27 protein-coding genes are annotated in these 25,557 nt (G+C 39.6%); 9 read left to right on the forward strand and 18 right to left on the reverse strand.

Annotated features, from left to right (window positions below):
• Window positions 1–420 precede the first annotated feature (420 nt).
• The 3 genes from JNUCC25_RS17535 to JNUCC25_RS17545 all read right to left on the reverse strand — a co-directional run bounded on the left by JNUCC25_RS17535 (window position 421) and on the right by JNUCC25_RS17545 (window position 3,549).
• Window positions 421–1,128: a hypothetical protein gene (locus JNUCC25_RS17535; RefSeq protein WP_454222235.1), complete on the reverse strand. Its 708-nt coding sequence runs from the start codon at window positions 1,126–1,128 to the stop codon at window positions 421–423.
• 16 nt (window positions 1,129–1,144) lie between these two features.
• Entirely contained in the window at window positions 1,145–2,299 is a 1,155-nt protein-coding gene (locus tag JNUCC25_RS17540) for a ParM/StbA family protein (protein ID WP_013058182.1), read from the reverse strand.
• 380 nt (window positions 2,300–2,679) lie between these two features.
• Window positions 2,680–3,549 (reverse strand): STAS domain-containing protein, encoded by an 870-nt coding sequence (locus JNUCC25_RS17545; RefSeq protein ID WP_013058183.1) that lies wholly within the window; start codon window positions 3,547–3,549, stop codon window positions 2,680–2,682.
• 232 nt (window positions 3,550–3,781) lie between these two features.
• Here JNUCC25_RS17545 and JNUCC25_RS17550 point away from each other — a divergent pair, with 232 nt between their 5' ends.
• Entirely contained in the window at window positions 3,782–3,994 is a 213-nt protein-coding gene (locus JNUCC25_RS17550) for a cold-shock protein (protein ID WP_013058184.1), read from the forward strand.
• A 387-nt stretch (window positions 3,995–4,381) separates the two neighbouring features.
• Here JNUCC25_RS17550 and JNUCC25_RS17555 read toward each other — a convergent pair whose 3' ends face one another.
• Entirely contained in the window at window positions 4,382–5,716 is a 1,335-nt protein-coding gene (locus JNUCC25_RS17555; RefSeq protein ID WP_078082041.1) for an SH3 domain-containing protein, read from the reverse strand.
• Between the two features lie 345 nt (window positions 5,717–6,061).
• Here JNUCC25_RS17555 and JNUCC25_RS17560 point away from each other — a divergent pair, with 345 nt between their 5' ends.
• The 3 genes from JNUCC25_RS17560 to JNUCC25_RS17570 all read left to right on the forward strand — a co-directional run bounded on the left by JNUCC25_RS17560 (window position 6,062) and on the right by JNUCC25_RS17570 (window position 8,029).
• Window positions 6,062–7,273, forward strand: a complete 1,212-nt coding sequence (locus JNUCC25_RS17560; RefSeq protein WP_064471929.1) for an AGE family epimerase/isomerase — start codon at window positions 6,062–6,064, stop codon at window positions 7,271–7,273.
• A gap of 133 nt (window positions 7,274–7,406) precedes the next feature.
• Window positions 7,407–7,709, forward strand: coding sequence for a hypothetical protein (locus tag JNUCC25_RS17565; protein WP_013058189.1), 303 nt, complete (start codon window positions 7,407–7,409; stop codon window positions 7,707–7,709).
• 17 nt (window positions 7,710–7,726) lie between these two features.
• Window positions 7,727–8,029 (forward strand): hypothetical protein, encoded by a 303-nt coding sequence (locus JNUCC25_RS17570; protein WP_155660409.1) that lies wholly within the window; start codon window positions 7,727–7,729, stop codon window positions 8,027–8,029.
• Window positions 8,030–8,076: 47 nt separating this feature from the next.
• Here the strand turns inward: JNUCC25_RS17570 and JNUCC25_RS17575 are convergent, their stop codons facing one another.
• Complete coding sequence (locus JNUCC25_RS17575; RefSeq protein WP_064471930.1) at window positions 8,077–9,018, reverse strand: magnesium transporter CorA family protein; 942 nt, start codon at window positions 9,016–9,018, stop codon at window positions 8,077–8,079.
• A gap of 166 nt (window positions 9,019–9,184) precedes the next feature.
• On the opposite strand from JNUCC25_RS17575, the gene JNUCC25_RS17580 reads away from it, so the two are divergent.
• Window positions 9,185–10,042, forward strand: coding sequence for an STAS domain-containing protein (locus tag JNUCC25_RS17580; RefSeq protein ID WP_454222238.1), 858 nt, complete (start codon window positions 9,185–9,187; stop codon window positions 10,040–10,042).
• A 42-nt stretch (window positions 10,043–10,084) separates the two neighbouring features.
• Here JNUCC25_RS17580 and JNUCC25_RS17585 read toward each other — a convergent pair whose 3' ends face one another.
• Together JNUCC25_RS17585 and JNUCC25_RS17590 are read right to left on the reverse strand one after the other, a co-directional pair.
• Window positions 10,085–10,309 (reverse strand): hypothetical protein, encoded by a 225-nt coding sequence (locus JNUCC25_RS17585; protein ID WP_013058193.1) that lies wholly within the window; start codon window positions 10,307–10,309, stop codon window positions 10,085–10,087.
• Between the two features lie 31 nt (window positions 10,310–10,340).
• On the reverse strand, window positions 10,341–11,210 hold the full coding sequence (locus JNUCC25_RS17590) for an SDR family oxidoreductase (RefSeq protein WP_454222240.1): 870 nt from the start codon (window positions 11,208–11,210) through the stop codon (window positions 10,341–10,343).
• A 222-nt stretch (window positions 11,211–11,432) separates the two neighbouring features.
• On the opposite strand from JNUCC25_RS17590, the gene JNUCC25_RS17595 reads away from it, so the two are divergent.
• A complete protein-coding gene (locus tag JNUCC25_RS17595) occupies window positions 11,433–11,771 on the forward strand; it encodes a general stress protein (RefSeq protein WP_454222242.1) in 339 nt (112 codons plus the stop codon).
• A gap of 284 nt (window positions 11,772–12,055) precedes the next feature.
• Here JNUCC25_RS17595 and JNUCC25_RS17600 read toward each other — a convergent pair whose 3' ends face one another.
• Window positions 12,056–12,226, reverse strand: coding sequence for a hypothetical protein (locus tag JNUCC25_RS17600; RefSeq protein WP_171843225.1), 171 nt, complete (start codon window positions 12,224–12,226; stop codon window positions 12,056–12,058).
• Between the two features lie 103 nt (window positions 12,227–12,329).
• On the opposite strand from JNUCC25_RS17600, the gene JNUCC25_RS17605 reads away from it, so the two are divergent.
• Window positions 12,330–13,259 carry an SDR family oxidoreductase gene (locus tag JNUCC25_RS17605; RefSeq protein ID WP_013058198.1) on the forward strand — a complete coding sequence of 310 codons (930 nt, stop codon included), beginning with the start codon at window positions 12,330–12,332 and terminating at the stop codon, window positions 13,257–13,259.
• A 46-nt stretch (window positions 13,260–13,305) separates the two neighbouring features.
• Here the strand turns inward: JNUCC25_RS17605 and JNUCC25_RS17610 are convergent, their stop codons facing one another.
• From JNUCC25_RS17610 to JNUCC25_RS17625, 4 genes are all read right to left on the reverse strand, one after another.
• On the reverse strand, window positions 13,306–14,961 hold the full coding sequence (locus JNUCC25_RS17610) for a M14 family metallopeptidase (RefSeq protein ID WP_454222245.1): 1,656 nt from the start codon (window positions 14,959–14,961) through the stop codon (window positions 13,306–13,308).
• Between the two features lie 424 nt (window positions 14,962–15,385).
• Complete coding sequence (locus tag JNUCC25_RS17615; protein ID WP_064471934.1) at window positions 15,386–16,465, reverse strand: DNA alkylation repair protein; 1,080 nt, start codon at window positions 16,463–16,465, stop codon at window positions 15,386–15,388.
• 2 nt (window positions 16,466–16,467) lie between these two features.
• Window positions 16,468–16,950, reverse strand: coding sequence for a GNAT family N-acetyltransferase (locus JNUCC25_RS17620; RefSeq protein ID WP_025750834.1), 483 nt, complete (start codon window positions 16,948–16,950; stop codon window positions 16,468–16,470).
• Window positions 16,951–17,030: 80 nt separating this feature from the next.
• Window positions 17,031–17,516, reverse strand: coding sequence for a hypothetical protein (locus tag JNUCC25_RS17625; protein WP_029323285.1), 486 nt, complete (start codon window positions 17,514–17,516; stop codon window positions 17,031–17,033).
• Window positions 17,517–17,615: 99 nt separating this feature from the next.
• On the opposite strand from JNUCC25_RS17625, the gene JNUCC25_RS17630 reads away from it, so the two are divergent.
• On the forward strand, window positions 17,616–17,873 hold the full coding sequence (locus JNUCC25_RS17630; protein ID WP_223269008.1) for a GerAB/ArcD/ProY family transporter: 258 nt from the start codon (window positions 17,616–17,618) through the stop codon (window positions 17,871–17,873).
• Window positions 17,874–17,995: 122 nt separating this feature from the next.
• Window positions 17,996–18,469: a hypothetical protein gene (locus JNUCC25_RS17635; protein ID WP_013058206.1), complete on the forward strand. Its 474-nt coding sequence runs from the start codon at window positions 17,996–17,998 to the stop codon at window positions 18,467–18,469.
• Window positions 18,470–18,550: 81 nt separating this feature from the next.
• On the opposite strand, the gene JNUCC25_RS17640 is transcribed toward JNUCC25_RS17635, so the two are convergent.
• The 6 genes from JNUCC25_RS17640 to JNUCC25_RS17665 form a co-directional block, all read right to left on the reverse strand.
• A complete protein-coding gene (locus tag JNUCC25_RS17640; RefSeq protein WP_454222248.1) occupies window positions 18,551–19,876 on the reverse strand; it encodes an MFS transporter in 1,326 nt (441 codons plus the stop codon).
• The gene (locus JNUCC25_RS17645; RefSeq protein WP_029323290.1) at window positions 19,863–21,497 is read right to left on the reverse strand and encodes a PEP-utilizing enzyme; all 1,635 of its coding nucleotides are present in this window, start codon (window positions 21,495–21,497) and stop codon (window positions 19,863–19,865) included. The genes JNUCC25_RS17640 and JNUCC25_RS17645 overlap by 14 nt, the downstream gene beginning before the upstream one ends.
• 22 nt (window positions 21,498–21,519) lie before the next feature.
• The gene (locus tag JNUCC25_RS17650) at window positions 21,520–22,413 is read right to left on the reverse strand and encodes a PEP/pyruvate-binding domain-containing protein (RefSeq protein WP_097812285.1); all 894 of its coding nucleotides are present in this window, start codon (window positions 22,411–22,413) and stop codon (window positions 21,520–21,522) included.
• Between the two features lie 218 nt (window positions 22,414–22,631).
• Complete coding sequence (locus JNUCC25_RS17655; RefSeq protein WP_029323294.1) at window positions 22,632–22,877, reverse strand: hypothetical protein; 246 nt, start codon at window positions 22,875–22,877, stop codon at window positions 22,632–22,634.
• Entirely contained in the window at window positions 22,852–24,411 is a 1,560-nt protein-coding gene (locus JNUCC25_RS17660) for a sodium:solute symporter family protein (RefSeq protein WP_098449089.1), read from the reverse strand. Before JNUCC25_RS17660 ends, JNUCC25_RS17655 begins: the two co-directional genes overlap by 26 nt.
• Before the next feature lie 284 nt (window positions 24,412–24,695).
• Window positions 24,696–25,391 carry a FadR/GntR family transcriptional regulator gene (locus tag JNUCC25_RS17665; RefSeq protein WP_013058211.1) on the reverse strand — a complete coding sequence of 232 codons (696 nt, stop codon included), beginning with the start codon at window positions 25,389–25,391 and terminating at the stop codon, window positions 24,696–24,698.
• Between the last annotated feature and the right edge of the window lie 166 nt (window positions 25,392–25,557).

A 25,557-nucleotide genomic window follows, 5' to 3' on the forward strand; every position in this document is an offset into this window, starting at 1 on the left:
AACTAGCAAGAAAAGTTCTATATATATCTGTAGAAGCAGTCATTATGACCATGCTTGTAATTAAATCTTTTACTGTGGCCTATGAAAACGACACAAATTTAATTCTCAGGCAGCTAAATGAACTGAAAGCTTCGATTGGCGGATTTGGCATAAACGAATCATTATTTTGGTTTATGATAAAGTGCAGTATTTGTACCATCGTTACATTTGATCTTTGCTTATACTTTCGAAAAAAGCTAAAAAGAAACAAAAGAGTTTTATAATTCATAAGCTAAAGCTTTTACATTGGTCCATTGGTTTTCCCATCAAGAATCTAGATTCATCGTTCGGACCTTCCTTCACCTAAAATACTTTTGTCTCGGCCTCATTTTTAATAGAAAAATAATAAAAGTAGAGGCATATTACGCCTCTACTTTCTGTTTAGAAATCTACATCGATATCTTCTTGAATGGTTCCGGTCACTTTTTCACTTTTAATTAATTGACCTTCTTTAAATGTTTCTTCTTCCTCATTTTTAACGGGTTTCAGCTGCTTATAAGAAGGAGCTGACGCAGAGCCCAGCTCTTTTTTAAGCAAATGAATTTCGCCTAACAGCTCGGCTCTTAATGAATGAACTAACGATTGAAAATCTTCTTCCCGGCTGTCTTTCTGCCCGTTTTGTTCCACAAGCTTCGCTACATAATCCTGAAGTTCCTTTGCCTGCGAGGCCTCATACTTCTCACGATTTGCAGCAAGACGTGAATTCATTTCTTTTTTTAGTAAGTCAATTTCGCCCAACAGCTCTTTTCGAAGTGAATGAACTAACGTCTCCACTTCATTTTCTTTGCTCATTTTTTGCAAGTCTTGCTGTATGAGTCTTACTACATAGTCCTGCAGCTCGTTTGCCTGCTGTTTTTCTTTCAGAAATGAAGACACATCTAACGGAATGTCAGCAGTTTCGATTGTGAAATTTCCACGTTCATCTCCATTACTTACGGTCTTTTCCCTTGCTCCCATCATATCTGCTGATAGATTGCCAGCTGTCAGAAACGCATTTGATAGTAAATAAAATGGTGCAGCCATTTGGGAGCTTAGCTGACCGTACCAATCATCTAGTGCTTCCTTAAGGCGAGTGTTTTGATGACTCATATATGCTCCCCCCTTTTTAAACGTGAACTGCGTTTGTTTCATGTCTGCTTAAAATTTCAAGACCGTATAAATTTAATTTGCGCGTCTCCGGCAAGAAAAGATGATTTTCTTCTCTGATTTCTTCCCCGTACATGTTATCAATCTGCTCTGCAATAAACTGTTGAAGGATAGGAGCCAGTCCTCCAATATAAATATATTTATAGACTTTATCTTTTGGCGATGGAAATAGATTTTCAACTTTCGTTAATAAAATTTGCGTGTATTCTCTAAGCGAAGCGTGAATAGGCTCCGTGAGATCTACTTTTTTCCCGCTATTGCCGTCTCTTTGCTCCATTTTTGCTTTATGGATATTGGCAATAATAAATTCTTCTAATGAACGAACATCGTCAAAATACTCAAGCAGTTTTTCATTTCTTAGCTTTTCAATATGCTTCAAATATGAAATATCCGTAAGACACTTCAGCGAATTTCTGCTTTTAGGAGCTTGAAGCCCTGCAGGAAGCAGCGCAAGGTCAACCGTGCCTCCGCCCAAATCTACAATTAGTGTTTCAAAATGTTTGAATGCATTTGCTTCTTCTCTATCTTGTAATTCAAAATCTTTTTTGATCGCCCAGCGAGCAACTTCGCTTTCAATACGGCATTTGCTCGTTTCAATGTTCACAGTGACCGTTTTTTCTAATCCAGGAGTCAATACCGTAACCGTGTGCTCTCCTTGAAAACGTTCGGCCATCTTCTGCTGCATTTCACTGAATTTATTTGTTTTCTTAAGCAGCCAAATCGGAAGCATAGTCGAGAAATAATTAATCGTCACATGATTATCCTCTTTGTCTTTTCCTTTAAGTATGTTGTAATAAGCAACTGAAGCTAAAAACGTCACATAAGGAATATCAGATTCAGTTTTATTATGTAACTTATTAATATGGATATTGCCTAGCACGTGTTTCTCTGCTGCGTCTCCTACTAAATAATACTTTTCTACTCCTTCAATTGTTGTAGAAATCAGTAAATTTTGAAGAAGTAATTCCGGTTCATTTACACTTGAAGGAAAATGACCCTCTGCCTGATCTTTTGTGATTTCTACTACGTTTGTAGGAATTTCATAGTAATAACCATCCACTAGCGTTTGAAAAATTGAGTTACCAAAATCAACGTTTTGACGTTTGATATCCATCCTTGTTTCTCCCCTTTATCTTTTCGTGACAACACTAATAAGTATATATTTTCCTCATTTGTTTGTCTAAGTATTTAAATAATTTATGTTATTCGAAATTGAAAATTAATTAATTTTAGACGGCTAATGTAATTGAAAAGCACTTGAAATGCTTCTTTTTACCAGTACCCATTTTTACAAAGAATGTAACATGTCACGCTGTGAGTTCCTCTTAATTTTTTTGCAATATAAGCCCTTCAATCACCAGCTAGAAGCAGCCACATACATGAAACCTACGTTCACCATAACAACAAAAAAACCCGAACCATCAATCAGATTAATAGTTCAGATTTAACTTCAACTAAAATATTTTTGTCCCAGCCTCTGGGTTTTTTAATTTATTAATAACGCCATTTGTCTTTTTTTCTTTGCGGGTTTTCTGGCAGTTTACTAAAGCCTATTTCTTCAAGACCTTTTTCTAACGTCGCTCTTGTTTTAATTGTTCCAAAATCGACGCCTAAATCCACAACGGTTTGCGCGATTTCCGGACGTATTCCGGTAATCATCGTTTTAGTGCCGATAAGCTGTAAGGCTTTTACAATTTGAAAAATATTGTCCGCTACCATCGTATCGACGATAAGAACACCTGAAATATCAAATATTAAATAACTCAGCTGCAGCTGAGCGCTTTTTTCTAAAGCCGTTTCCATAATAAGCTGCGAACGATGCGTATCAATTTGTCCAACGATTGGCATCACAGCGATTCCTTCAGAAAGAGGAACGATGGGAACTGATAATTCTTCTAGCGCTGCATAAGCGCGTTTTATGGTTTCCGTATTATGTTCTTCATAGATTTCGACAAATATATGATTAAGCTGATCAAGCATCGGATCAATTTTTTTACTTACATCAAGCATCGTAATAGGAGCAAACTGCTTCTGCTGCAGTTCTTCTGTAAAAACGCCCCATATCACTGTTCGAAACAGCGCGAGTGATTTTAACGTTTGACTCAAAGAAAGTCCGTTTTCCACAGCCACTTTTCCTATATCTGTACCCCACTGAACGATTTTCTTTAAAACGACCGAGCGCTCTTCGAATAACGACTCGCCTAAATACTCAATGAGTTCTGCTCTCCATTTTAAAACTTCGCTTTCTTCGTGGTAAACAAGCTTCCGCTTATATTCAGAGTCCATCAGATCAGAAAATTGTATCGCTAATTCCTGTTTATTATCGATAATTTTCTTCCCTATATATAACAACTCATCCCTCATTTTTTTCTTTATCTCCTTTAGGTAGCAGAATTAACGATTACATTTTATAACAATAGTTATATCACATACAATATAAAAATATAACCGAAATGAAAAAATTGTTAAGCCCTCCCTATTTACTTTTATCCCTACTCTTCTAATCGGTATACCTGCCATAAAATGATTGAAATTTCAGCGTTTGGGTAAAAAACTACTATGAATTTATTTCTATACTTATAAGGAGGATTTTTCAATGAGCAAACATAAAGGGACCGTTAAATCATTCAACGAATCAAAAGGATCTGGATTTATCACACCCGAAGACGGATCAAAAGAAGTGTTCGTTCACTCCAATGCGATCGACCATGAGGAATATAAAAACCTGTCAGAAGGTCAAAAAGTAGAGTTTGAAATTCAAGAAGGAGCTAAAGGACCCAGCGCTATAAAAGTACACCCAGTTGACTGATAGAGTGATATTTACATACAGGTTATGGGTAGACTGTCGAATCAAATACTATTCGAATCCAAAAACACCTCTTCGACTTTTATTCGAAAGAGGTGTTTTTTATATGATGCAAATAATTCTACATTCAAATTGAGGCATAACTAAATCCATCCAATCTAAACACGAACAAATGGGATAAAGCAGCTAGTATGAATCACTTGTTCCAACGCTGTTAATTTCTCTGCAAGACTTCGCTTTCTGCGGGGAGGCCGATGAGCCTTGCCCTCCAGTCAGCACTTAGAAGCCTTTGCATATATGAAACCTACCTTCACCCTGCCAATAAAAAAATCCGAACGCGTTCGGATCTTCCTTCAACTAAGCTGCTTTTATTCTAGCCTCTTTTTTAAACTACTTAATTCCGTAATATTCTTCAAGCGTAATGCCTTTACTTTTAATCGCCTGCGCCACTGGTTTGCCTACATATCGCAAATGCCACGGTTCATATTTATAGCCGGTTACCGCTTCTTTTCCTTTTGGATAACGAATAATAAATCCATATTCTGCTGCGTGGGCGTCGAGCCAAGTTGCTTCTTTTGTTCCGCCAAAGCAGTCTTGAGCAGCACATGTACCGTCTCCTTTTGTTACATCAATTCCAAGACCCGTTTCATGTTCACTCGTGCCTGGCAGTGCGCTATAAGTTGCCGCTTTATCATAACCATCTCTTTGAACATACGAACTAAAAAGCGCGCTTTGCGTTGCATGTGAACGGTAAGCTGATACGCCAAGAAGCGTAACGCCTTGTTTTTTCGCACCCGCAAATAACTGTGCAATAGCAGCGGCTGCTTCACTGCGCATTTTTTTCTTTTCCGTTTGTTCTTTGAATGTAAATGGAATCGTTGTATATACTAAATCTTTCGGAACGTAGTTTTCCGGAAGCTTGTTTTGTTTATTCACAACAACTTGTATGCTTTCAGGGTTCGAAACCACTTTCATACCAGCTAATGCTCGTACGTATTGACCGCTTACATAACCAGCCTTACCTTGATACGTAATTTTCAGCCAGCCGTTTGCTGCTTTAGCCGTTACGTCTAGCTGTGTGCCGGCTTTAAGTGTTGCCATGACAGCACCAGAAGTTGAAGCAGTTGTTCGAACATTTAAATTCGCCGTTGCCACATAGACAGAAGCCGCCGGAGCTGGAGCTGGAGCCGGTTCAGAAGAACCCGTTGATTCCTTTACGTATTGCGTGCTCACATAGCCCGTTTTGCCTTGATAGCTTACTTTTAGCCAGCCGTTCGCTGCTTGTTCTGTCGACGTTAGCTGCGTGCCTTGTTTGACCGTTACAACAATTGCGCTTGAAGTCGATGGACCGCTTCGAATATTTAAATTTGCCGCTGTTACATAGGTTTTGGTCGTTGAACTCGCAGACTTTTTAACATACTCACTGCTTACGTAGCCCGTTTTGCCTTGATAGCTTACTTTCAGCCAGCCGCTTGCTGCTTGTCCAACTACCGTTAGCTGCGTGCCTTGTTTGACCGTTGCAATAATCGCGTTGGACGTCGATGGACCGCTTCGAATATTTAAATTCGCCGTTGTTGTATATGTTTCCGCCGCTGCGCTTGCGACAGTTGGCTCACCCGTAAAATTTAAAGAATGAAGACCTAGAGTTCCTGCCCCTACAAGTGTAAAAGCAAGACCTGTTACCGCTAATTTTTTGTAAAATCTTTGTTTGTTCACTTCTGTCATTTTTTATACCTCATTTGCAAAATATAATAGAAATACATGCTGCTAGTTTAATAGGTTAAGTGAAAACAGGATCCGATGTTTAAGCTCAACCTTAACTAAACAACATTAAGTAAAATTATTCGACGTCTAGAGGCTTACCATTACTTCGTTCCAGCTAGCACGTACTTTTAGAATACCGGATAATCGTGTCAAAAGTATATCAAAATATTTCAAACTTGTTTCCAAACTGATACATTTTCAACAAAAATAGAATAATAGAGCAGAAACAGCAAAAAAACCCTTACGTTTACTCCCAAATTCTTAGGGTAAAAAATAACTAAAAACAAAGATTGAGATGGTGATAAAATGAACACGGCAACGGATTTTTCCTCAACTTCGTTTCGAGAACCCCCCACATTAAAACAGCATATTTTTGATACGCTTCGTTTCTACTACCCCGCTTGTATTGACAAGAAAAACGGCGGGTATATCCATGAATACTATGACGACGGCACCGTCAACAACACGCATTCAAAACACTTGGTAAGTACGGCGCGCTTTATTTATATCTTCAGTGTAGGGGCTCTTTTAAACGGACCGGATTGGTGCAAAGAAGCAGCTCAGCACGGCATTCGTTTTCTACAAAACAACCATTATGATAGAGAGCACGACGGGTATTTTTTTGAAATAGCCGATGACGGAGAAGTAAAAGATGATTCTAAACAAGCATATGGCCACGCTTTTGCTCTTTTAGCTTCTTCCATCGCGTATCAAGCCGGCATTCAAGAAGCAAAAGAAACAATTGAACAGGTATATGACGTGATGGAAAAGTACTTTTGGGAAGAAACGCACCGCTTTTACCGAGATGAATGGGACGCATCGTGGTCAGCCTCTTCTTTATATCGCGGCCAAAATGCAAATATGCATATATGTGAAGCGATGCTTTCTGCCTTTGAAGCAACAAGACATAAAAAATACTTAGACCGAGCGTACACGCTTGCAAAAGGCGTTACTCAGCAGCTTGCTGAACGATCTGGCGGCATGATCTGGGAGCATTATGATACAGACTGGCAGCCAGATTGGGAATACAATAAAAACAATACAAAGGATGAATTTCGTCCGTACGGCTTTATACCAGGACATCAGTTTGAATGGAGCAAGCTGCTTTTATGGCTTGATCGGCACCGTTCGGAAAACTGGATGACAGAACGTGCAAAAGATTTATTTGATAAGGGCTGGAACCGAGGCTGGGATGCTAGGTACGGAGGTCTTTACTTTGCGCTGTCTCCTCAAGAAGAGGTCATTGATTGGGATAAAAACTACTGGGTGATGGCCGAAGCCATTTCTGCGGCTTCACTGCTTGGGGTAAAAACCGGAGACAGCGGATATTGGAAAGCATACGACGCCCTGTTCTCCTACTGTCAGAAACACTTTATCGATCACACATATGGAGGATGGTATCAGCTGTTAAATCAGCAAAACGAACGCTACAGCTCGAAAAAAAGCCCCGCTCCTAAAGCCGATTATCACCCTGTGGCAGCTTGCTATCAAACGCTGATAGCACTGAATTCTCTTTGAGATAATGCTCATGAAGAAACCGTTTTCTAGCAAATGCGTTTATTTCTTTTATTTAAGGGAATTTACTTACTAACAATCAATGTTTCTACAATTCAGAAAAAGCTCGACTATATATATGCAAGGAGTGAGGACGATGTATTTTTACGCGTTAGCACAAGGAACAGATTCTGGAGATCCAGTAACACTGCATCATGAGAAGAAATTTTCGAAAAAAGAATTTTTAGAGATGTTTAATGAAGCATTAGATGAGTTGGATACGCATCCAGCTCCAAGCGCTGTCGGTGAATACCTTTGCCGTGCGTACGGATTTCAAGAAATTGAAATCGAGACGGGTGTTGTATGCTACTGCGCTCCTTTTAGAAAGCTAGACGACTCGGATATTATAGAAGACCGTACGTACATGGACGCCACGACCGGAACACTAAAATACAACTAACCAAAAAGAAAGGTTGGATGCGTGTGAAGACCGTACAGAACATTTATCGAACGAGTGAAGCTGTACCAGAATCGGGCGCTTACGTTTGTGCGGAAGGTGAAATTAAACTCTTTCAAAAAGATGATCTTTTTACACCTTGCCCACATACACGTGAATCAACGACGTGGAAGCCTGTAGATGACGCCTTTTCAACCGGAGAATTGGTTCCGCAAACCGGTCGCTATACCGACGAAAACGGCAATCAAGTAAAGCTAAAAGAAAACGATTTATTTCCAAGATGCCTTCGTTCAGGTGAGCCTACGACGTGGAGGCGAGGATAACAGGCAACAAAGCAGCCGCTTATTAAGCGGCTGCTTTTTCTTGAAGCTTATTTAAAAAATGAATTCTTTTTTCTTCCTTTTAACAGATCGCCCGTCCACCCTTTCATTCGTAAATAGAGATAAATGGCCACGGTTGAAAGAACAATTAAAATGAGTGCGTAGACATAGCCAAACTTCCAGTCAAGCTCCGGCATCCCTTTAAAGTTCATTCCCCAAAGAGCTCCAAAAGCCGTTAAAGGCGTACTGATTGCTGTCAGCAGCGTTAAAGCTTTCATAATCTCATTTCCTCGATGAGTAGACACAACTTCTTCTAATTTAATTAACGCGTCAAATTCTTTTTGATATTGTTCAATTAGCGTTAAGCCGATTTCGATTTTTTTACACATCCGCTGATATTCGACCGTTTGGTTAATTTTTTTATGAAATGCTTCTTCTATTCCCATTGTGACTTCTCGAACAGAGCTAATTAAATTTGTCCATATAAGCAAGTCATACCGGGCTTTATGAATGTCATCTAACACGTCAATGTTATTATTATGGCGCACTTCCCACAGAAGCTCTCTGAAATGACTTTCAAACTGATCAAACCCGTTTAAGTGCTTTTTCATAATTTCGCCTAAAAGAATAAAAAAGCTTTCTGCCGTGTTAGCAGACTGCTTCATGCGTTCAATCATTCGTTCATGATGGGTGTCTTGTAGGATTTCCAAATCAATTCCTGCCGTTATAATAAACTCCTCGGTGATATAAAAATGAAACGAATCGTAATTTTTTTGATCAAACGACTTCTTATGATAAATTAGTGAACCATAAATGAGCTCACTTCCCCCTACGACATCTACTTGAATATGATTAGAATTTTCCTTTTGCAGCTGCTGGCAAAACCATTCATCTCTTGGATACTGATAGTCTTTGATTATATCAGCTATTCCATCTGCTTCTTCTAAATCAAACTGATACCATTTCCATTGATCGTTCGTCACGGTATTCATACTTTCCCTCTTTCCCCTTTTATTAGAATTTTTCCCTATATACAGTCAATTGAAACCTCATACATAAATTAAAGATACATTTCATATCCATCTTTACAAAAAAAGTGCTATAATAAATCCATTGCGCACGTGCGCGATGCTTTATCAGTTTGAGAGGAGAATAACAGTGAAGAAAGATATCGCTTTACGTTCTTATCTACTAGAAAGTGCACCAACTATGACGGAAGAATGGTATGAATCTTTGGACAAAAAATCATCTGAAGGCGTATATACCTCTAATGATCCTGACGTCATTCAGCGCTTAAAAGCGCAAAACTATGAATTTCATTTATATATCAGCAACGTCTTTACAGAAGATGAAAAAAGCTTTTTTGAATCTTTTAACACGTGGCTAAATAAAGTTGCCAAAGACCAAGAACATATCAGAACACCCATTCAAAGTATTATTAAAGAATTTATGAACGTCCGCAAACAATACTGTGAGTATATTCGACGGTTTGCAGAACTTAACGATGACATCACTCAGCAGCATATTGATGTGTGGAATGAAAAAGTAGTAAGGGTATTTGATATTATTATTTTGAAATTCATCACAGAAGCGCAGGAGTACGCATCAAACCGCCTCCGCTCGCAGCAGGAAATGATTCATGAATTAAGTTCACCTGTTATTGTGATTAAAAAAGACGTTGCTCTTTTACCGTTAGTCGGCGATATTGATACGGCAAGAGCCAAAATGATCCTAGAAAGCACGTTAAAACAGTGTGCAGAGAAGCAAATCGCTCATTTGTATATTGATTTGTCAGGAGTTGTGATGATTGATACAATGGTCGCACACGAGCTGTTTCAGCTGATAAATGCGCTTGATTTAATCGGCGTTAAATCAATTTTATCGGGCATTCGCCCTGAATTAGCTACTACTGCGATGCAGCTTGGACTGAAATTTGATCATATACGAATTAAATCGAATCTTGCTCAGGCATTAGAAGATGATTCAAAAATTGTAATTGCTTCTAGCACTCATTAATATAGGGATACAAACAAAAAAACAGCCCGAGAAGGCTGTTTTTTATTTTCTATGATGAATGTTTTCAGAACCTGATTCATCTTTCGTTTTCGTTTTATTTTTCTCTTCTTTTTGTTCAAGTCTTATGTCTTCCATTGGCATAGGATCCACCGTTTCTTCTTCTTTGAAACGTTCAAATAACGTTTCGTCTTGATCTGTTACACGCTGTTCCGTTTCATCTCTTTTTTTAGGTGCATTTGATATAGATCTTTTCTTGCGTTCTCCCATCTTTTCTCCTCCTTTACTATAGGTGGTGCAATTATGTGTTCATGAAATCTCCGCCGTTGACATGAAGCGTTTGACCGGTCATATAAGATGAATCATTTGAAGCTAGCAGTACATAGCAGCCTACGTGCTCCACAGGATGCCCAGGTCTGCCCATCGGCGTATCGGTACCGAATTCTCCTACTTTATCACCTGAGAAAGTAGACGGAATAAGCGGTGTCCAGATTGGTCCCGGCGCTACAGCATTAACGCGAATGCCATCTTTGACAAGCGCTTGCGCCATGCTGCGCGTAAAGCCGTTGATTGCACCTTTTGTCGCCGTATAATCGATCAGCTGAGGATTTCCGCGGTAAGGATTAATTGACGTTGTATTAATGATCGCACTGCCTTTTCCTAAGTAATCAAGCGCTTTTTTCGTAAAATAAAAGTATGAATAAAAGTTCGTTTTGAACGTTCGTTCAAGCTGTTCACTTGTAATTTCTTTAATGCTTTCTTTTGGATGCTGCTCTCCTGCATTGTTCACAAGAATATCAAACTTTCCAAGCTCACTTACTGTTTTTTCTACCGCTTCGTTACAGAACGATTCGTCTCCTACGTCTCCTGCAATCAGCAGACATCTTACACCTTCTTCTTCAATGCGGGCTTTTGTTTCCTCGGCGTCGCTATGTTCGTTTAAGTAAACGATGGCTACGTCCGCTCCTTCTTTCGCATAAGCAATGGATACAGCTCGTCCAATTCCGCTGTCTCCTCCGGTAACTAGCGCTACTTTTCCTTTTAATTTTCCTGTACCAATGTAATTGTCATCCTCATAAATAGGGAGAGGATTCATCTCGCTTTCGATACCCGGCTGGCGGTCTTGCGTTTGCTGGGGCTGACCTTGTGTTTGTTGATCTTGTAAATTCATTTTAATCTCCTCCTATTTTTGATGGAACTTTTTAGTATAGTCTACGTTTAGCCTTCTGTTTTGAAGTTCAAACATCTTTTTTTAAAAATTTATGATATTTCTATTCTCTTTTACTATCTTAGAAAATTCATAGAAAACAAGTTTAAAGTTGGAAACAAAGGCTACAGAATGAGTAGAAGATGTATTTCAGAAATATCTTTTATTAGGAGGTTTGGTTGGTATATGAAACACATTGAAATAGCAGAAAACCAAGAGGAGGCAACCTGCATCATCCATTCTTTTTTAAAAAAAGGATTTACAAGCAAAGATATTTACCTGCTGGCCTACGATAAAGAATGGGCTCAGAATTTAACGGAGGCAACACATACAAAAAAATACAGAATGGCAGAGCAAGGTATTTTTGAAACGGCGGTAAATAAGCTTCTTTCAAGAGAAGATGAGCTTCTTTCAAAGATGGCTTCGCTCGGCTTATCTAATCAAGAAGCAAACCGGTATAAAGAAGAGATGAAACAAGGACATATCGTGGTGATTGGCGCACAGAGTCAGTCGATTCCCTACTAAAACAGCGGAAACGTTTTTTAATAGCATATAAGGGTATTTAGTAAAATAAACCATTTCTATCAAGAAAGGAAGTTATTAACAATGTTAAACTATTTGGGAATTCAGATAGGCTCTCTTTACTTTCCTACTAGTATTTTGCTTATCACGTTTCTTGTATTAATCGGCTTTTTTATTTATTTCCTATCTAGAAGAAGAAAAAACCGCCAGGAATCACGTGAGCACTCACGAGGAAAATAAAAGAGAAGGTCAATTTAAAAGCCCTTCATGCAGAAGGGCTCTTTGTACTATAAAACAGGCAGATACTTCTCATAGCGCGGGTTTACATAAAAAGGCGGACGAGGTCCTAAAAGCGGCAGCAGAAAAGGCCGAGAATCAGAGTTATAGATTACTTCCACCGTCTGATTTGACCCGTCCATTAGCAATAGCTTCACTTCTTCACTGTAGTAATATCGCATGAACTCCCCTTCTTTCTCGCATTCTACACTCTTTATACGTATGCATGAGAGATCGATCTATGTCATAGAGTGAAAGAGTGATGCTTTTTGAGGAGGTTGTTTTATGTGTCCAAACAATGAATTTTATCAGGACAAGCAAGGGTATCCGATGCAGCCGAATTACGGAAAAATTACGCGCTATGAAGACGTTCCGATTACGGTTCCTGAACAGCGGCAGCTTCGCCAGCCCGGGTTAGAAAGTTTGATGGTTCCGCGTCCCATTATCGAAAATCCGCATTACAAAGGAAGCGGCAAGCTAAAAGGAAAAATTGCTCTCATTACAGGCGGTGACAGCGGAATCGGAGCAGCCGCTGCCATTGCCTTCGCTAAAGAAGGAGCAAACGTTGCGATTGCTTATTTAGATGAACATGAAGATGCAAATCGAACGAAAGCAAGGATTGAAGAACTGAGTCAAAAATGTGTGCTGCTTCCCGGCGACGTGCGGGACAAACAGCACTGTAAAGACATCGTCGAAAAAACGGTAGAAACGTTCGGTCAGCTTGATATTTTGTGCAATAACGTAGGCGTTCAGTTTCAGCAGATGAGTCTTTTAGACATCACCGATGAGCAGTTTGATCATACATTTAAAGTGAATATCTACTCGCACTTTTACACGACGCGTGCCGCTCTGCCTCATTTAAAAGCCGGCAGCTCGATTATTAATACTGCTTCAATTGTGACGTATAAAGGCTATGAACAGTTAATTGACTATACGGCAACTAAAGGAGCCATTGTCGGTTTCACTCGTGCACTTTCCAATAGCCTGATTAAAGACGGCATTCGCGTAAACGCCGTAGCGCCGGGGCGCATTTGGACGCCGCTCATTCCAGCAAGCTTTTCAGCTGATCAAGTAACGCAAGTGGACAATCCGATGGAGCGCCAAGGGCAGCCGTTTGAACTTGCTCCAACCTACGTGTATCTCGCAAGCGACGACTCACGGTTTGTCACGGGGCAAACGCTGCATGTAAACGGCGGAGAGTGGGTTTCTTCTTAGACATCCCAATAAAAAAAAGCGTGAAGCCAGGCTCCACGCTTTTTCATTATTTACGGGATTCTTTTTGCAAAGGCGATTTTTCAATAGAACGCGTAAACCGGTAAACATCAAGCTCCTGTCCTACCTCTGAAGGCAAATACCCAAACGTTGTGAAGCTGTCCACAGATTCCGGCTCAAGTGATAGAGACAATAAATTGTTTTGCGGCTGAGATGTTAAAAAGACGTAGCTTCCTTTTGGAAACGTTACTGTTTTTGGCTTCACGATTGTTTGCACATCTACATTTGGCTTGTTTTCGTAGACTTCATTTTCAATGCGGCTGCTGACACTATACGCTTCTACTGAAAGAGCCGTTTCTTTCGTTAATTTGAAGCCTTTTACTCCTTGTCCCTGCAATTTCGCTGCTAACTCTTCATGTCCTGGCTTTAAAATATAAGCAGTCGGACGTTCCCGGACAAGCGTCGGCGTAGCTTTCTTTGCACTGTAGTACGTCACAGGAATGTCTTTAACAGACGCGCTTTCCACATCAACCATTTCTAACGTCGAGTTTGGTATTTCTTTATTTTCGCTGTTCACAATAATCGGGTCATGATCATTTGCATTTTTTCCTTTTTGGACAAGCGCCGCTTTTTCTTTTGCAATCAGCGCTTTAATTTGTTTGGCGTGATTAGCTGTTTGGGTAATCAGCTTTTCTTGCGTAGCAATTTGGGCACTCACTCGCCGCGGAAAATCTTCTCGTCCAATACCGATCCCTCTGCTTTCGACTAAAAACGAAAACGATGGATACAAGCCTAGTGAGTTTCGACCGATCCGCGGTTCAACTGAGCCTTCTTCCACTTCAAGCTGCCCTTGTTTATTCACTTGAGACGTATAGTATACTTCTCCTGAATATCCTTGCTTTTCAATGGCTGTAAGCGTGCTGTTCACAAACAGCTCATCAGATACGTCGCGAATGTTCTGCGGAATATTTAAGTTTCGACCGGACTGCAGTAAAATATCGTGATACTTCCACACGCCTTCTTTACCGATATTTTTAAATCCGCTGCTGTAAGGCGTATATTCATGAGCATCAATGACGACTTCCGGTGAAAAACGGTTAAATTCAGCTCGTACGCTCTGCACTTCCGGGCTTTCAAGCTTTATGTAGTCGCGGTTTCCATCTAAATTATTTGCTAGCTGACGTTTAAATGCATAAGATCCGTCTGGATTAATGCGCGGCACAATGACAATGTTCACTTTATTTAGCACATCTTTCCCAAAGTCTTCTGTCAAACGCGTTGCAACGGCGAGTACGGATTCACCGCTTGCCGGTTCATTACCGTGAATTTGACTTTGAAGCCAAATCGTTGGCTTTTTGGATGTCTTTCCATCCGCAAATTTCTTTTCCTTTGAAAAATACAGAGCCGGAATGTCTCGTCCTTGCTGTGATTTACCGATAATCTTCAGCTTTACGTACGGACTTTTATGAGCAAGCTTTTGAACATAGCTCATCATTTCTTCTTGAGTCGTAAATGCGTCTTGTCCTTTTGTAAATGCAGGCGTTGCTTCATTCACCTTTATTTCTGGATAAAGCGCTTTAATTTTTTCCGGCTGACTATAGTCTTTTCCGTAATAAGGCATCTCAGCTTGTACCGCAAGCGGCGACAGCAATAATCCAATCGACAAAAGAGCCGGCACGGCCGTTCGTTTTACAGTTTTTTTCATTCATTTACTCCTCCCAATCCCCTTGATTAGACATTTTAAATTTTTAAAATATTTAAAATGTTACATAAATAATTATACCGTTTAAGGAAATAACTTCAAGATAAGAGAGCTGAACCTTTTTGACTATTTTATTGTAAGAGAGGAGTATGATTTTATAACAAAGAGATTGGGACATAACAAACCCAACTCCATATGAAGACGACCAATCAGGATAAATGATCTAAACCGCTTTTCCCACCGCAGTTGATTTCCATGCAAGACTTCGCTTTCCGCGGGAGTCTTCGCCTTACCCTCCAATCAACAGCTAGAAGCAGCTACATACATGAGACCTACGTTCACCATCTTAATAAAAAAACACGAACTATTAATCAATTTTCGATAGATAGTTCGTGTTTAAATTCACCTAAACTAATTTTTTCAGTCTCTACTCTATCACAAAATCCGCTTCTGCTTTCACCACTCCGTTTACAATAACAGAAAGCGTATGCGTACCGCTGTAATGTTTTCGTGTACTTAAATCTTTAAACGCATGCTTTTTTATGACTGTCAGCGTTTGGCCTGCTTTTGCTTGAACATTTTTTAGCATAAACACTTTTTGAGTGCGGTTTCCTTTTGCTTTTACGTAATGAATTCCGTACTCTATGCGAAGCGGCATGTTTTTTTCTACCGATAGCTCAAAGGAAAAGTTAATGCTATCACCAATCGTAATGACATGCGGCTGTAAGCTAAGCCCTGTGACATTTACTCCTGGGTCATCTCCATAGCCAAAAAGAGACAGAGCTTCAGGGTCTCCTTTTTTCAGCAGTGAACGGCACGCATGTTTAACGATCCAGTCGGTTTTAGAGTCTTTTCCGTACCAGCTTTTCATCACATCAAGCATCCAATCTTTTTCTATGTAAGAAATATCATTTAAATGATTGGCTACGCTTTTGCGGACATATAGCGATTCATCGCATTTTAACTGCTCTAAAATCGGCAGCGTTTGTTTTGGATCTTGCTTTAACGCAGGTACTGACTGTCCCCATGGAAGTCTAGGCCGGCTCCCTTCGCTTGCTAATCTGCGAATATGATGGTTTTCATCTCCTGCCCATTCAATCATTTGCTCAAGCATCCGTTTTTGATCTTGAATTAAAAACGGACGCACCGCAAATTCTGATGTGGAAAACGGTGTAAAAAAAGCGAGTGCTTTTATTGAAGCTTCCCAAGCGTTCAATCCGTAAAGTTCAACATAATCTGGAAAAATCGTGCCTTGAAGTCCTCCTACCGTTGGAGCTACTTTATATAGAATATGAAGCGCTTCTTCATAATCCGCTGGCAGCACTTCATGCACGGAAAGCGTAATTCTTCTCATGCGCTCTTTCAGTGCTAAGTCTTCCCAGTCCTGTTGAAAAACCAGTTCATGAAATCCTTTTTTATCAAATGAACTCATTTCATGTGAAAAAGCGTCGCTTAAGTGCGTAATCAATTCTTCATTAAATACGCTTTTACGTAACTCTTCAGCCATACTTATCCCTCTTTTCCAGGCAGTATTTTATTTTCTTTTGAATAAAGCGCCCGCTCGTACATGCCTTTTTTAAAAATTTGCATAAACAGCTGCTTATTTTTAACTTCTTTAAATCCGTACTGACTGTACAAACCGTGAGCATCTTTTGTTGCCAATAAAATTTTTCGTACGTGTTGAATCGGCTGATAGCGAATCATTTCTTGTACCAGCGCTTTTCCAAGCCCGTTGCCTCGGGCGTGCGGCAGAATAAACACATCCGCCAAATAAGCAAACGTCGCAAAATCTGAAATAATCCGTCCAAACCCTACTTGTTTATCGCACTCATCATACACGCCAAAACAAATGGAATGTTCAATAGACGTTTGAACAAGGTGAAGCGGAATTCCTTTTGCCCAGTATGATTCATGATGAAGGTACGAGTAGATGACATCTATATCAAGCTTTTCTTTATCCGTATGTATGGTAAACTGATGATTTTCTTTCATGCTGCAGCCTCCTTGCTTCTCTATCATAGCACAAATGTTCGTAACAAAAAAAAGCCTTTTGCGTTAAAAGGCTTTTTTGGTTAGTATGGTATTTTTTTAAAAACGGAAGAAGTTTTTCTATAGCGTCTTGCGACTATGTAAATAAGCGGACTGCCAATAATCGTCGGCAAAAACCAATATGAAAGGTCGGGAAGCTTGTTTAACAGCGGAATACTATCTCCAATATTCACAAGCAGCGCGGTAACGGCGCCGATATAAGACCCCAGCATACCGCGAATATGGTGTTGAAGCCAGCTCTTCCATTTTTGCTTGCGTGATGCATAGCCGTAGATCGCTAATCCGTATGAAAACACGGCAATATAAAATAAATAAGCAATTTCATTCCATTTCCAAATCGCTAAAATGATAGCGGTAGCGGCTAGGGCTGCATAAGCACCATGATACACTTCCCCCCACTTTGTATGCCCTCCTTTTGTCTTAGGCACTAGCATAGACACTGCTCCTGAAAGTAAACAAATCATGCCGAGCCCAATATGTATGCTTAATATAACTTCAAATAAATCCAAGACGCTCTCTCCTTTTATGCCCTTCTCTTTTATATCTTCGGCTAACATACTTAATTTTTAACAAAATATCTCTGTTTATTTACAAACGCTTTCACTTTAATCACTGGAACGTTCTTTAAAATCGGTCTATTGTTCTATGCTACTGTGCTGGGCCTTTCTCATGTGTTTAAGCTTAAAAACCCGTCACCGCTTGTATCTCCAATCGGCTTAGTCGTTTTGTTTTATTCATTGTCTCTTGCTCAAAACTATTTTAAACATGTCCATCAAGGATTAAAAATCGGTCCATTTACTTTACATCTTTCGTTTCAAATCGTCATACCTGCTCTTTTGCTTGTGATTGCCTTTTTAAGAAATTGAAAAAATGTACAATCTATCAATGCGGAAAATACTGCATAAAATTCATAATATTTTCATTTCTCTATTGGTTTTAATCTCCTAAAATTATACAATGTAGTCAAGAAGCCAAAAGGAGAAGTACTATGATTGGATTAATTCTTTCTGTTTTAATATTTAACATTCTTGCCTTCAAAACAAATAAGCGCTTAACGGCAAATCAAATTGTTCACATTTGGATGTTCACCATTGCTGCTCAGCATATCTTTGACGTCTTCATTAATTTCAAATTTCACGGCTACTGGTATTTTACACAAGAGACAGACTGGCAAGGTATTTTTGCCTATACCGTTCTCATTCCGCCTGTAAACATGCTTTTTCTTACTTACTATCCTTTTGCCGGGAAGCTCACAAAAAAAGCCGCTTATATTTTACTTTGGTCGGTTGCTGTTTTACTTTATGAAGTAGTGGCCCTTCTCCCTGCTCCATGGGGTTATTTTCACTATGGATGGTGGACGTGGTGGTATTCGCTTTTCTTAAACCCGCTGTTGTTTTGGATGGTGGTGCAGTATTACCGGTGGGTGTGTAAAATTGAAAAAAGAGCGATAACTAAAAAATAGAATAGCCTTTGGATCAGCACATCATCATTTTCAGCACGTGCAATAAAACAAATGTCTGCTTCTCCGCTGGCTATTCTTTTTTTATTTAAAAACGTCTTTGGACAAGGAAACTTGCTTTTCTTTTTCTTTTCCAACTAACGACACAAGGAATCCTGCTATTCCAGCTATACATAGAACCACCAATAGACCAGTAGTACCTACTAACAAGCTCACCGCAGCTGAAGCTAACATTCCTCCAACATAACGAAAAGTGGAATAAATGCCCGATGCGGTGCCTGATTGCTCCTTTTTGACAGATTGAATATTCATAGCCTGCATAGATGAAACACCGATCCCTGCTCCCACTCCTCCTACTAATAAAGATACAATGGTATAAGAAATGGAGGCATTCGCTAAGTGAAAATAAAGCATCGCCGCAAGCAGTGAAATAAGAAACGATAATCGTATCGGATGTTCTTTCCCTACCTTTTCTGCTAACAATCCTCCTAGCCAAGAAGAAATAGACATGGCTAATGAAAAAAAGAAAAGAAGCAAACCAATTAAACGAATATCATACTGCTTCTCTAGCAAAAGCGGAACAAACAAAATGGTACTATACATCATAAAATTACTGCATAGAATGGAAAGATTTGAAGAAAAAAAGGGCCGAACCTTAAAAAGCTTAAAATCAATCAGCGGCTCTTGGACCTTGCGTTCTTGCACAATGAAAAGAACGATAGACGCTATGCATATAAAAATAGTCCAAGCATTAAACAAATCACGGTGCGTCAGCATTAGCGTAAAGCTCGTCAAGCTTACTCCAAGTAAAAAAGCGCCCCCTATATCCAGCATTTTTGCTTTTTGTTTTACGGTAGACGGCACGTATATAAATGAACAAATCAACGACAGAACAGCAAAAGGAACGTTAAACCAAAAAATCGACGTCCACCCAAGATACTTAATTAAAAAGGCACCTAATACAGGCCCTACAGCTGCTCCTAGCCCCATTGATAATCCAAATAACCCAAGCGTTCTTCCAAGCTTTTCTTTTGGCAAACTGTGCCTCATAATCGCTGTTGCATTAGGCGTAGCTAGTGCGCCTCCTAATGCTTGCAGCGTTCGAAAGACCGTGAGCGAAAGTAAGTTATATGAAAACACACAGGCGGCAGACCCCACTAAAAAAATAATCATTCCAGCTACAAACATGGTCTTATTTCCATATAAGTCACCCAGTTTCCCCGCGATGGGCTGAGCAACTGCCATCACAATTAAATAGATCGTTACCACTACTGATACATGTACGATGGAAAGATGAAGCGCTTTGGCAATAGACGGTAAGCCTACCGCAATCATAGTGGAATTAACGGGAATTAAAAAAGTTCCCGTTAAAATAGAAAAGATAATCAAAGACGGCTTACTGCTGTTCAATCGTCACCACTCCGTTAGTTCCGTCTACGGTAATAACATCTCCGTCTTTTAGTAGATCCACGGCTACTTTTGTGCCAAGAACCGCTGGAAGTTTATATTCACGAGCCACTGTTCCTGCATGAGATAAAATTCCTCCTGCATTGGTTACAATTGCTCCAGCAAGCGAAAATAACGTGGTCCAAGCGGGTGCTGTTGTTTCACACACAAGAATATCTCCTTGTTCAAGTTTAGAAAATTGACTTGGATCTGAAATGATTTTTACCACTCCCGTATAAACCCCTCTTGAAGCGGCACTTCCTTTAAAGATTTTTTGCGTTTCATCTACTTCTGGAGGCCCCATTTTTCCGAATACCCGCTCTAATAAAGGATCTTCTTCTGTTTGAGGAGGCGTGCCATAAGCAGGCGGCGTTTTTTTATGACGATTCTCTTCAAACTCCTGCTTTCTATTGACGATAAGTTCATGAGATGCCACGGGCGTTTTTAATACTTCCAGCAATTCATCGTAATAGAAATAAAAGATATCTTGAGGCTGATGAATCACTTGGTGATCAGCTAAAAGAGTTCCTACATTCAGCAAAAACAGTCTTGCCGTAGCAGGCAGCATCGCATCGATATAAAAATGATGGTCTTCATCCAACCCCCATGCGTCCAAAGCCCAGCCATAAAACAGCTTAAACTGCTCTTTTTCTTCGCACTCCGGCATTTTTGCGAGTACATCACGATAGCTTTCTTCTCTCTTTTTTACGACATCTTCATAATTTTTCTTGAAGTCGTAATCTTTACGCACATAGCCAGCAATAATCGATAGCGCATGTAAAGGATTCTCTACCCACGTCTCATCAATAAACTCATGCGAATTTGCAGAACGATAGCCATACTCATTCAAAAAGCTTTGCAGATTCTTTAAAAATTCTCTGCCTTCAGCTGTGCCTAATAGATTTGCTTCTATGTCTTCTGACTTCTGCTCCGTAAAAGCTTGTTTTAATTGATTAGAATCTTTGACTTTGTCAGTTAGTTCCCACAGTGCTTGATCCGTTTCAAGTGACTTGTTCATTACGCCTTCCAGCAGATCATATACGTAAGCGGTATTCTCATCTCCGGTCAAGGCTCCATATAGCTCTTCTAACATCATTCCTAAATCACTTCTTGGCATGACAATTTCAAAGTGAAGCTGCCAAGCTTTTTTATAAAAATCATGCAGTTCTTTTACTTTTTCTTCTGCTTCTTTTAAAGATAAAGGACGTTCTGCATTTCTTTTAACTTCCGTATAAAAAGGTAAAAACACCTCATTAACGTACTCGTATAATCTAGGTTTAAGTCGAGGTAACAGCGGCTTCACTGCTTCTTGGTGCTCCTTTAAGCGATCATTTACGTCACCTGGAAACGGGATATTTTGCTGATACATTTTTCCATCAGCTAATTTCACTACAAATTGATAGATAGGCAGTTTTAACGTTTCAAAACCTTGCTTTGTCCCATAAGTCATTGCCGGAAGCTGAAAGGAAGCGTATAAAGGACTTAGCGCATGTGCGATATGTAGGTTGTCTTGTACCCAAAATCCCGTTTGTTTTTCTTCCTCACTTAAAAATAGGTCGTTTTGAAATGCAGATAATACGTTCATTTGATTTCCCCTTTCCTTTTCATTATGTAGTAACAGGTCTCACTTGAAGCAAATAAATATGTTTATTTTTTATGGCAAATTCAATGTCTACAGCGTACTGACAATACTGCTCTACTTGATTCGTTAAACGAAGCAGCTGTAGTGCTGTTTCATCTGATATAGAAAATTCATTTTTTTCTTTATCCGTTGTCACAGCTTTTGTTATTCCTGTAAAACCTGACACTAGCTTATACTCTTTTAATCCTAGTTCTTTCATTATACTTTTTGTCTGTTTATGAATAATAAATAAATCCGGCGTAACACCACCTGATACGATTCCCTCTCCTAAGCCGTACGCCACGTTAATGACTACTTCATCTTCACTTTCTGTAATAGGATTTACGCTAAAAATCACTCCGGATACATCGGCTTCAACCATTCCTTGTACAAGGACACCCATCTGGGGATTAGAAAGCGAAATTTCTTTATCTTCGGCGTACGCTTGAACCACGGATGAAAAATAAGAAGCCCAGCATTTTTTTATACTTGTCAAAAGTTCTTCTCTGTTTCTTACGTTTAATATCGTTTCATACTGTCCGGCAAAAGACGCATTCTCCAAATCTTCAAGTGCGGAAGAAGATCTTACGGCTACGGCTTTCACACCAGCACCTTGAATATTGGCATACGAAGAAACAATTTCTTTTTGCAGACCTAAAGGAAACGTGCCGCTTTGAATCTTCTTTTCTATGACGCTGCTATCTTCTGCTTTTATTTCTATTTGGTTAAACGTTAAAAAGGAATGTAACGCGTGAGATGTTAAAACAAATCCTGTAGGGATATGAGAAACGTGCTGAATCATTTTTGAGAGATTGTAAGCTTTTGAACCTACTGCTTGAAGTTCTGCATAACATGCTTTTTCTAAAGAGACGATGTGCAATCACTTCACCTCCTTTCATTTATGTCAAAAGACAATCAGATAAAATAGTAAAATCCATTTAAAACCATAATGTAGTTTTATGGAACTGAGTCTATTTTACCAAAAATTAACATAATTTTAAATATCTTCACAAAAAAATCACAAACCATATTCACTAGAATATGATTTGTGATTTTTTTTATAACTAACACATTTGAAATTCATATTGTTTTGACAAATTAAACTGTATCTCTCTCCTTCTTCTCCCTCACAAACTCAACCACAGGCCCCACAATAATACAAATCCCTGCGATAATCAGCCAGCCAAACGCAAGATACGTCCAGCCTTTAAAAAAGGACAGCGTGTATTGATAGCCCGTTAAAAACATCACGCCTGGAAACAAGAGGACAAACAAAAATGTAAGTCCCAGCGCCCAGCGCGTACAAAGCTTTGCATCTTTATTTAACTGTTGTTGTGGATCCATACGCCACTTCCTCCCTTAATGGTTCATCTCCATGTTCATCAAAGCTTTTGAATTTGTCTTTTAGTTCATCAAAGTCAAATTCTTTTTTGGCAAGCAGACCGTGTCCGATTGATATAACTCCGCTGATAATAAAAACGGTAGAATTTCCAATAAGCATTGGATACAGTCCGCCAAGGGCTTCTACATCAATGTGACCGTTAATTAAGTAAGCAGATGTGTTCCATGCGACAACGCCGCCAATCATCCCTAAAAGCGCGCCGTAAAATGCACCTGTATTCGTCGCTTTTTTCCACATCAGTCCAAGCGTAACGGGAATAACGGCTCCGCTGACGAAAATACCCATGGCCATATACATAAACCCAAGACTAATTCCTAAGTAAAACAGTAAAATGGAAAACACACCCATCGCCAGCCCAAAGCCAAGCGTCACTTTTCGCGACGTGCTTAAGATTTTTTTACTGCTTGCTTTTGGATTGATAGATCGCAAGTAAATGTCCGTTACGATAATATTTGTGATCGCCGTTAATTCAGCCGCTCCTGTCGACATTACCGCCATAAACAGCATCGTTAAAAACAAAATAGAACCTAGATTCCCAAGCACGTGTGACGCCATAACGGGCGCGATAGAATCCGGTGAATCTACAGCAATTCCAAGCCCAGCCGCACTTACACCTAGGAAAGTGGCAACGGCAAACGGAATCGAAAACCAGGCAATTCCGCCGTAAATATACGCTTTTGAAGCAGCGCTGTTTTTACTTGCAATGGCACGCTGCCAGTAAGCTTGATCTACAAAGACCGTACCGAAGTTCCCGATAATATTAATCATCCCAAACAAAAGGCCCGGCACCGATGCCATCGTAAGCATATGCTGTGACGAAGGCAGATTTTTCAGCCCTTCGTACACGCTTGTCACGCCGAACTTATAATAGACGGCAGCAGCAAAAATAAATAAAATAATGAAAATAAAAACGGTGTTAAAATAATCAGCAACAAATGAGGCTTTTAAACCGCCAATCATGGTGTAGATGGTAAACGTAAGAGGAATTAAAAAAGCGGCAACAAAAATATTCATCCCGGTAAGAGAGTTTAAAGCAATGGCTCCTCCTAAAATAACCATGGCGGTCACAATAATATTTGTCATAAGAGCAAAGCCAAGCATTAAACGATGATTTTTCACGTCGAAACGCTGTGCAATAAATTCTAAAAACGTATGAGCGTTCGGCGCTTTTTTCTTCAGGTTAATCGCGACAATGGCAAAAAGCAAAATTTGAATGCTTGCTCCCGCTGCGTACCAATACGGTCCGCTAATGCCGTACTGATAGCCTGTGGAAGAAGACATCATTAACGTAGCGGCCCATGTCCATGCAGCAATAATGGATGCACTCGCCAGCCCAACGCCTACATTTCTTCCGGCTGTACTAAACTGCTCAGCCGTCATTTCCTTTCCTTGACGGCGCTGCATCATAATTGTAACGGCCGTAAAGCCTCCTCCAAAAATCAGTAAAATCAAATACCCGACGCTTGATGAAAGCATCTTATCCCTCCTCTTCCTCTTAATGTTAGATTTACTGACATTAATATGTAAATAAAAGTAACATTTGTTAATAAAATACCACGCCGTGAAATTATTAACAATACTGTATTTTCTGATTATTAAAGAGTATAATTAGATACTTTCCCCTTATGCAAACAAAAAAAGCCGGCACATCCGCACCGGTCTAAGCATGAATTTTCGTTTTCAACGTGTGTTATTTCCTCACATGAATGAATGGTCTTACTAATAAAAAAACGACAACCCCTTGGGTTGTCGTTTTTTTATCATTGAGATACCATTACTTTTTGGCGAACGTGCTCTAAGTGATCACGAACCGCTTCTGCTGCTTCTTCTGGCTCTCCATTTTTAATTGCTTCAAAAATACGCTCATGGTCGGCATCCGTTTGCTTACGATTTTCTTTTTGGCTTTTATTTAACGAATAAGCAAGCGCTTTTCGATACAAATGACCTAAATCTTCTACAGCATGAAGAAGGAATGAGTTATGAGCAGCTTTTACAATATCATGATGGAAACGATAGTCCGCTTCATGTCCAATTTCTTCACTGTTATGAACCGTCTTTTTAAACGCTTCTAACGATTCTTTAATTTCAATCAGTTCTTCATCCGTACGGCGCAGCGCGGCTAAGCTTGCTGCTTGCGACTCGATGATAATACGCATTTCAATTAATTCAAGAACTTGATCTGCTTCAACCATTTCAAACGTCATTGGATCAAGCATGCCCACTAAGTTTACACGCTTTACGTAGCTTCCTCCGCCTTGTCTTGATTCAATCAAGCCGCTGGCAGAAAGAACGCTTAGCGCTTCACGAATTGGTGCACGGCTCACTCCAAACATTTTGGATAACTCATGTTCCGACGGCAAACGAGACTCTGGCGGGAACGTTTTCTCTTTAATCATCTTTTTTAATTGATCAAGCACTTGACTAGATACTTTTTTACGCTCAATAGGTACAAACATACTTCTATTCCTCCTCCAAGTAATTATCTCTCTCTTTTTTTTAGTTTTCATCGGACCCAGATTAACTATGTGTATTCCGATTTATGTAAACGCTTCAATCTTTGTATTACAAGTATACATTATTTCAATTCAAATGTGTTGATAAAATTTTACTATTATTGTTATT

This window comes from Priestia sp. JNUCC 25 (assembly GCF_053667915.1).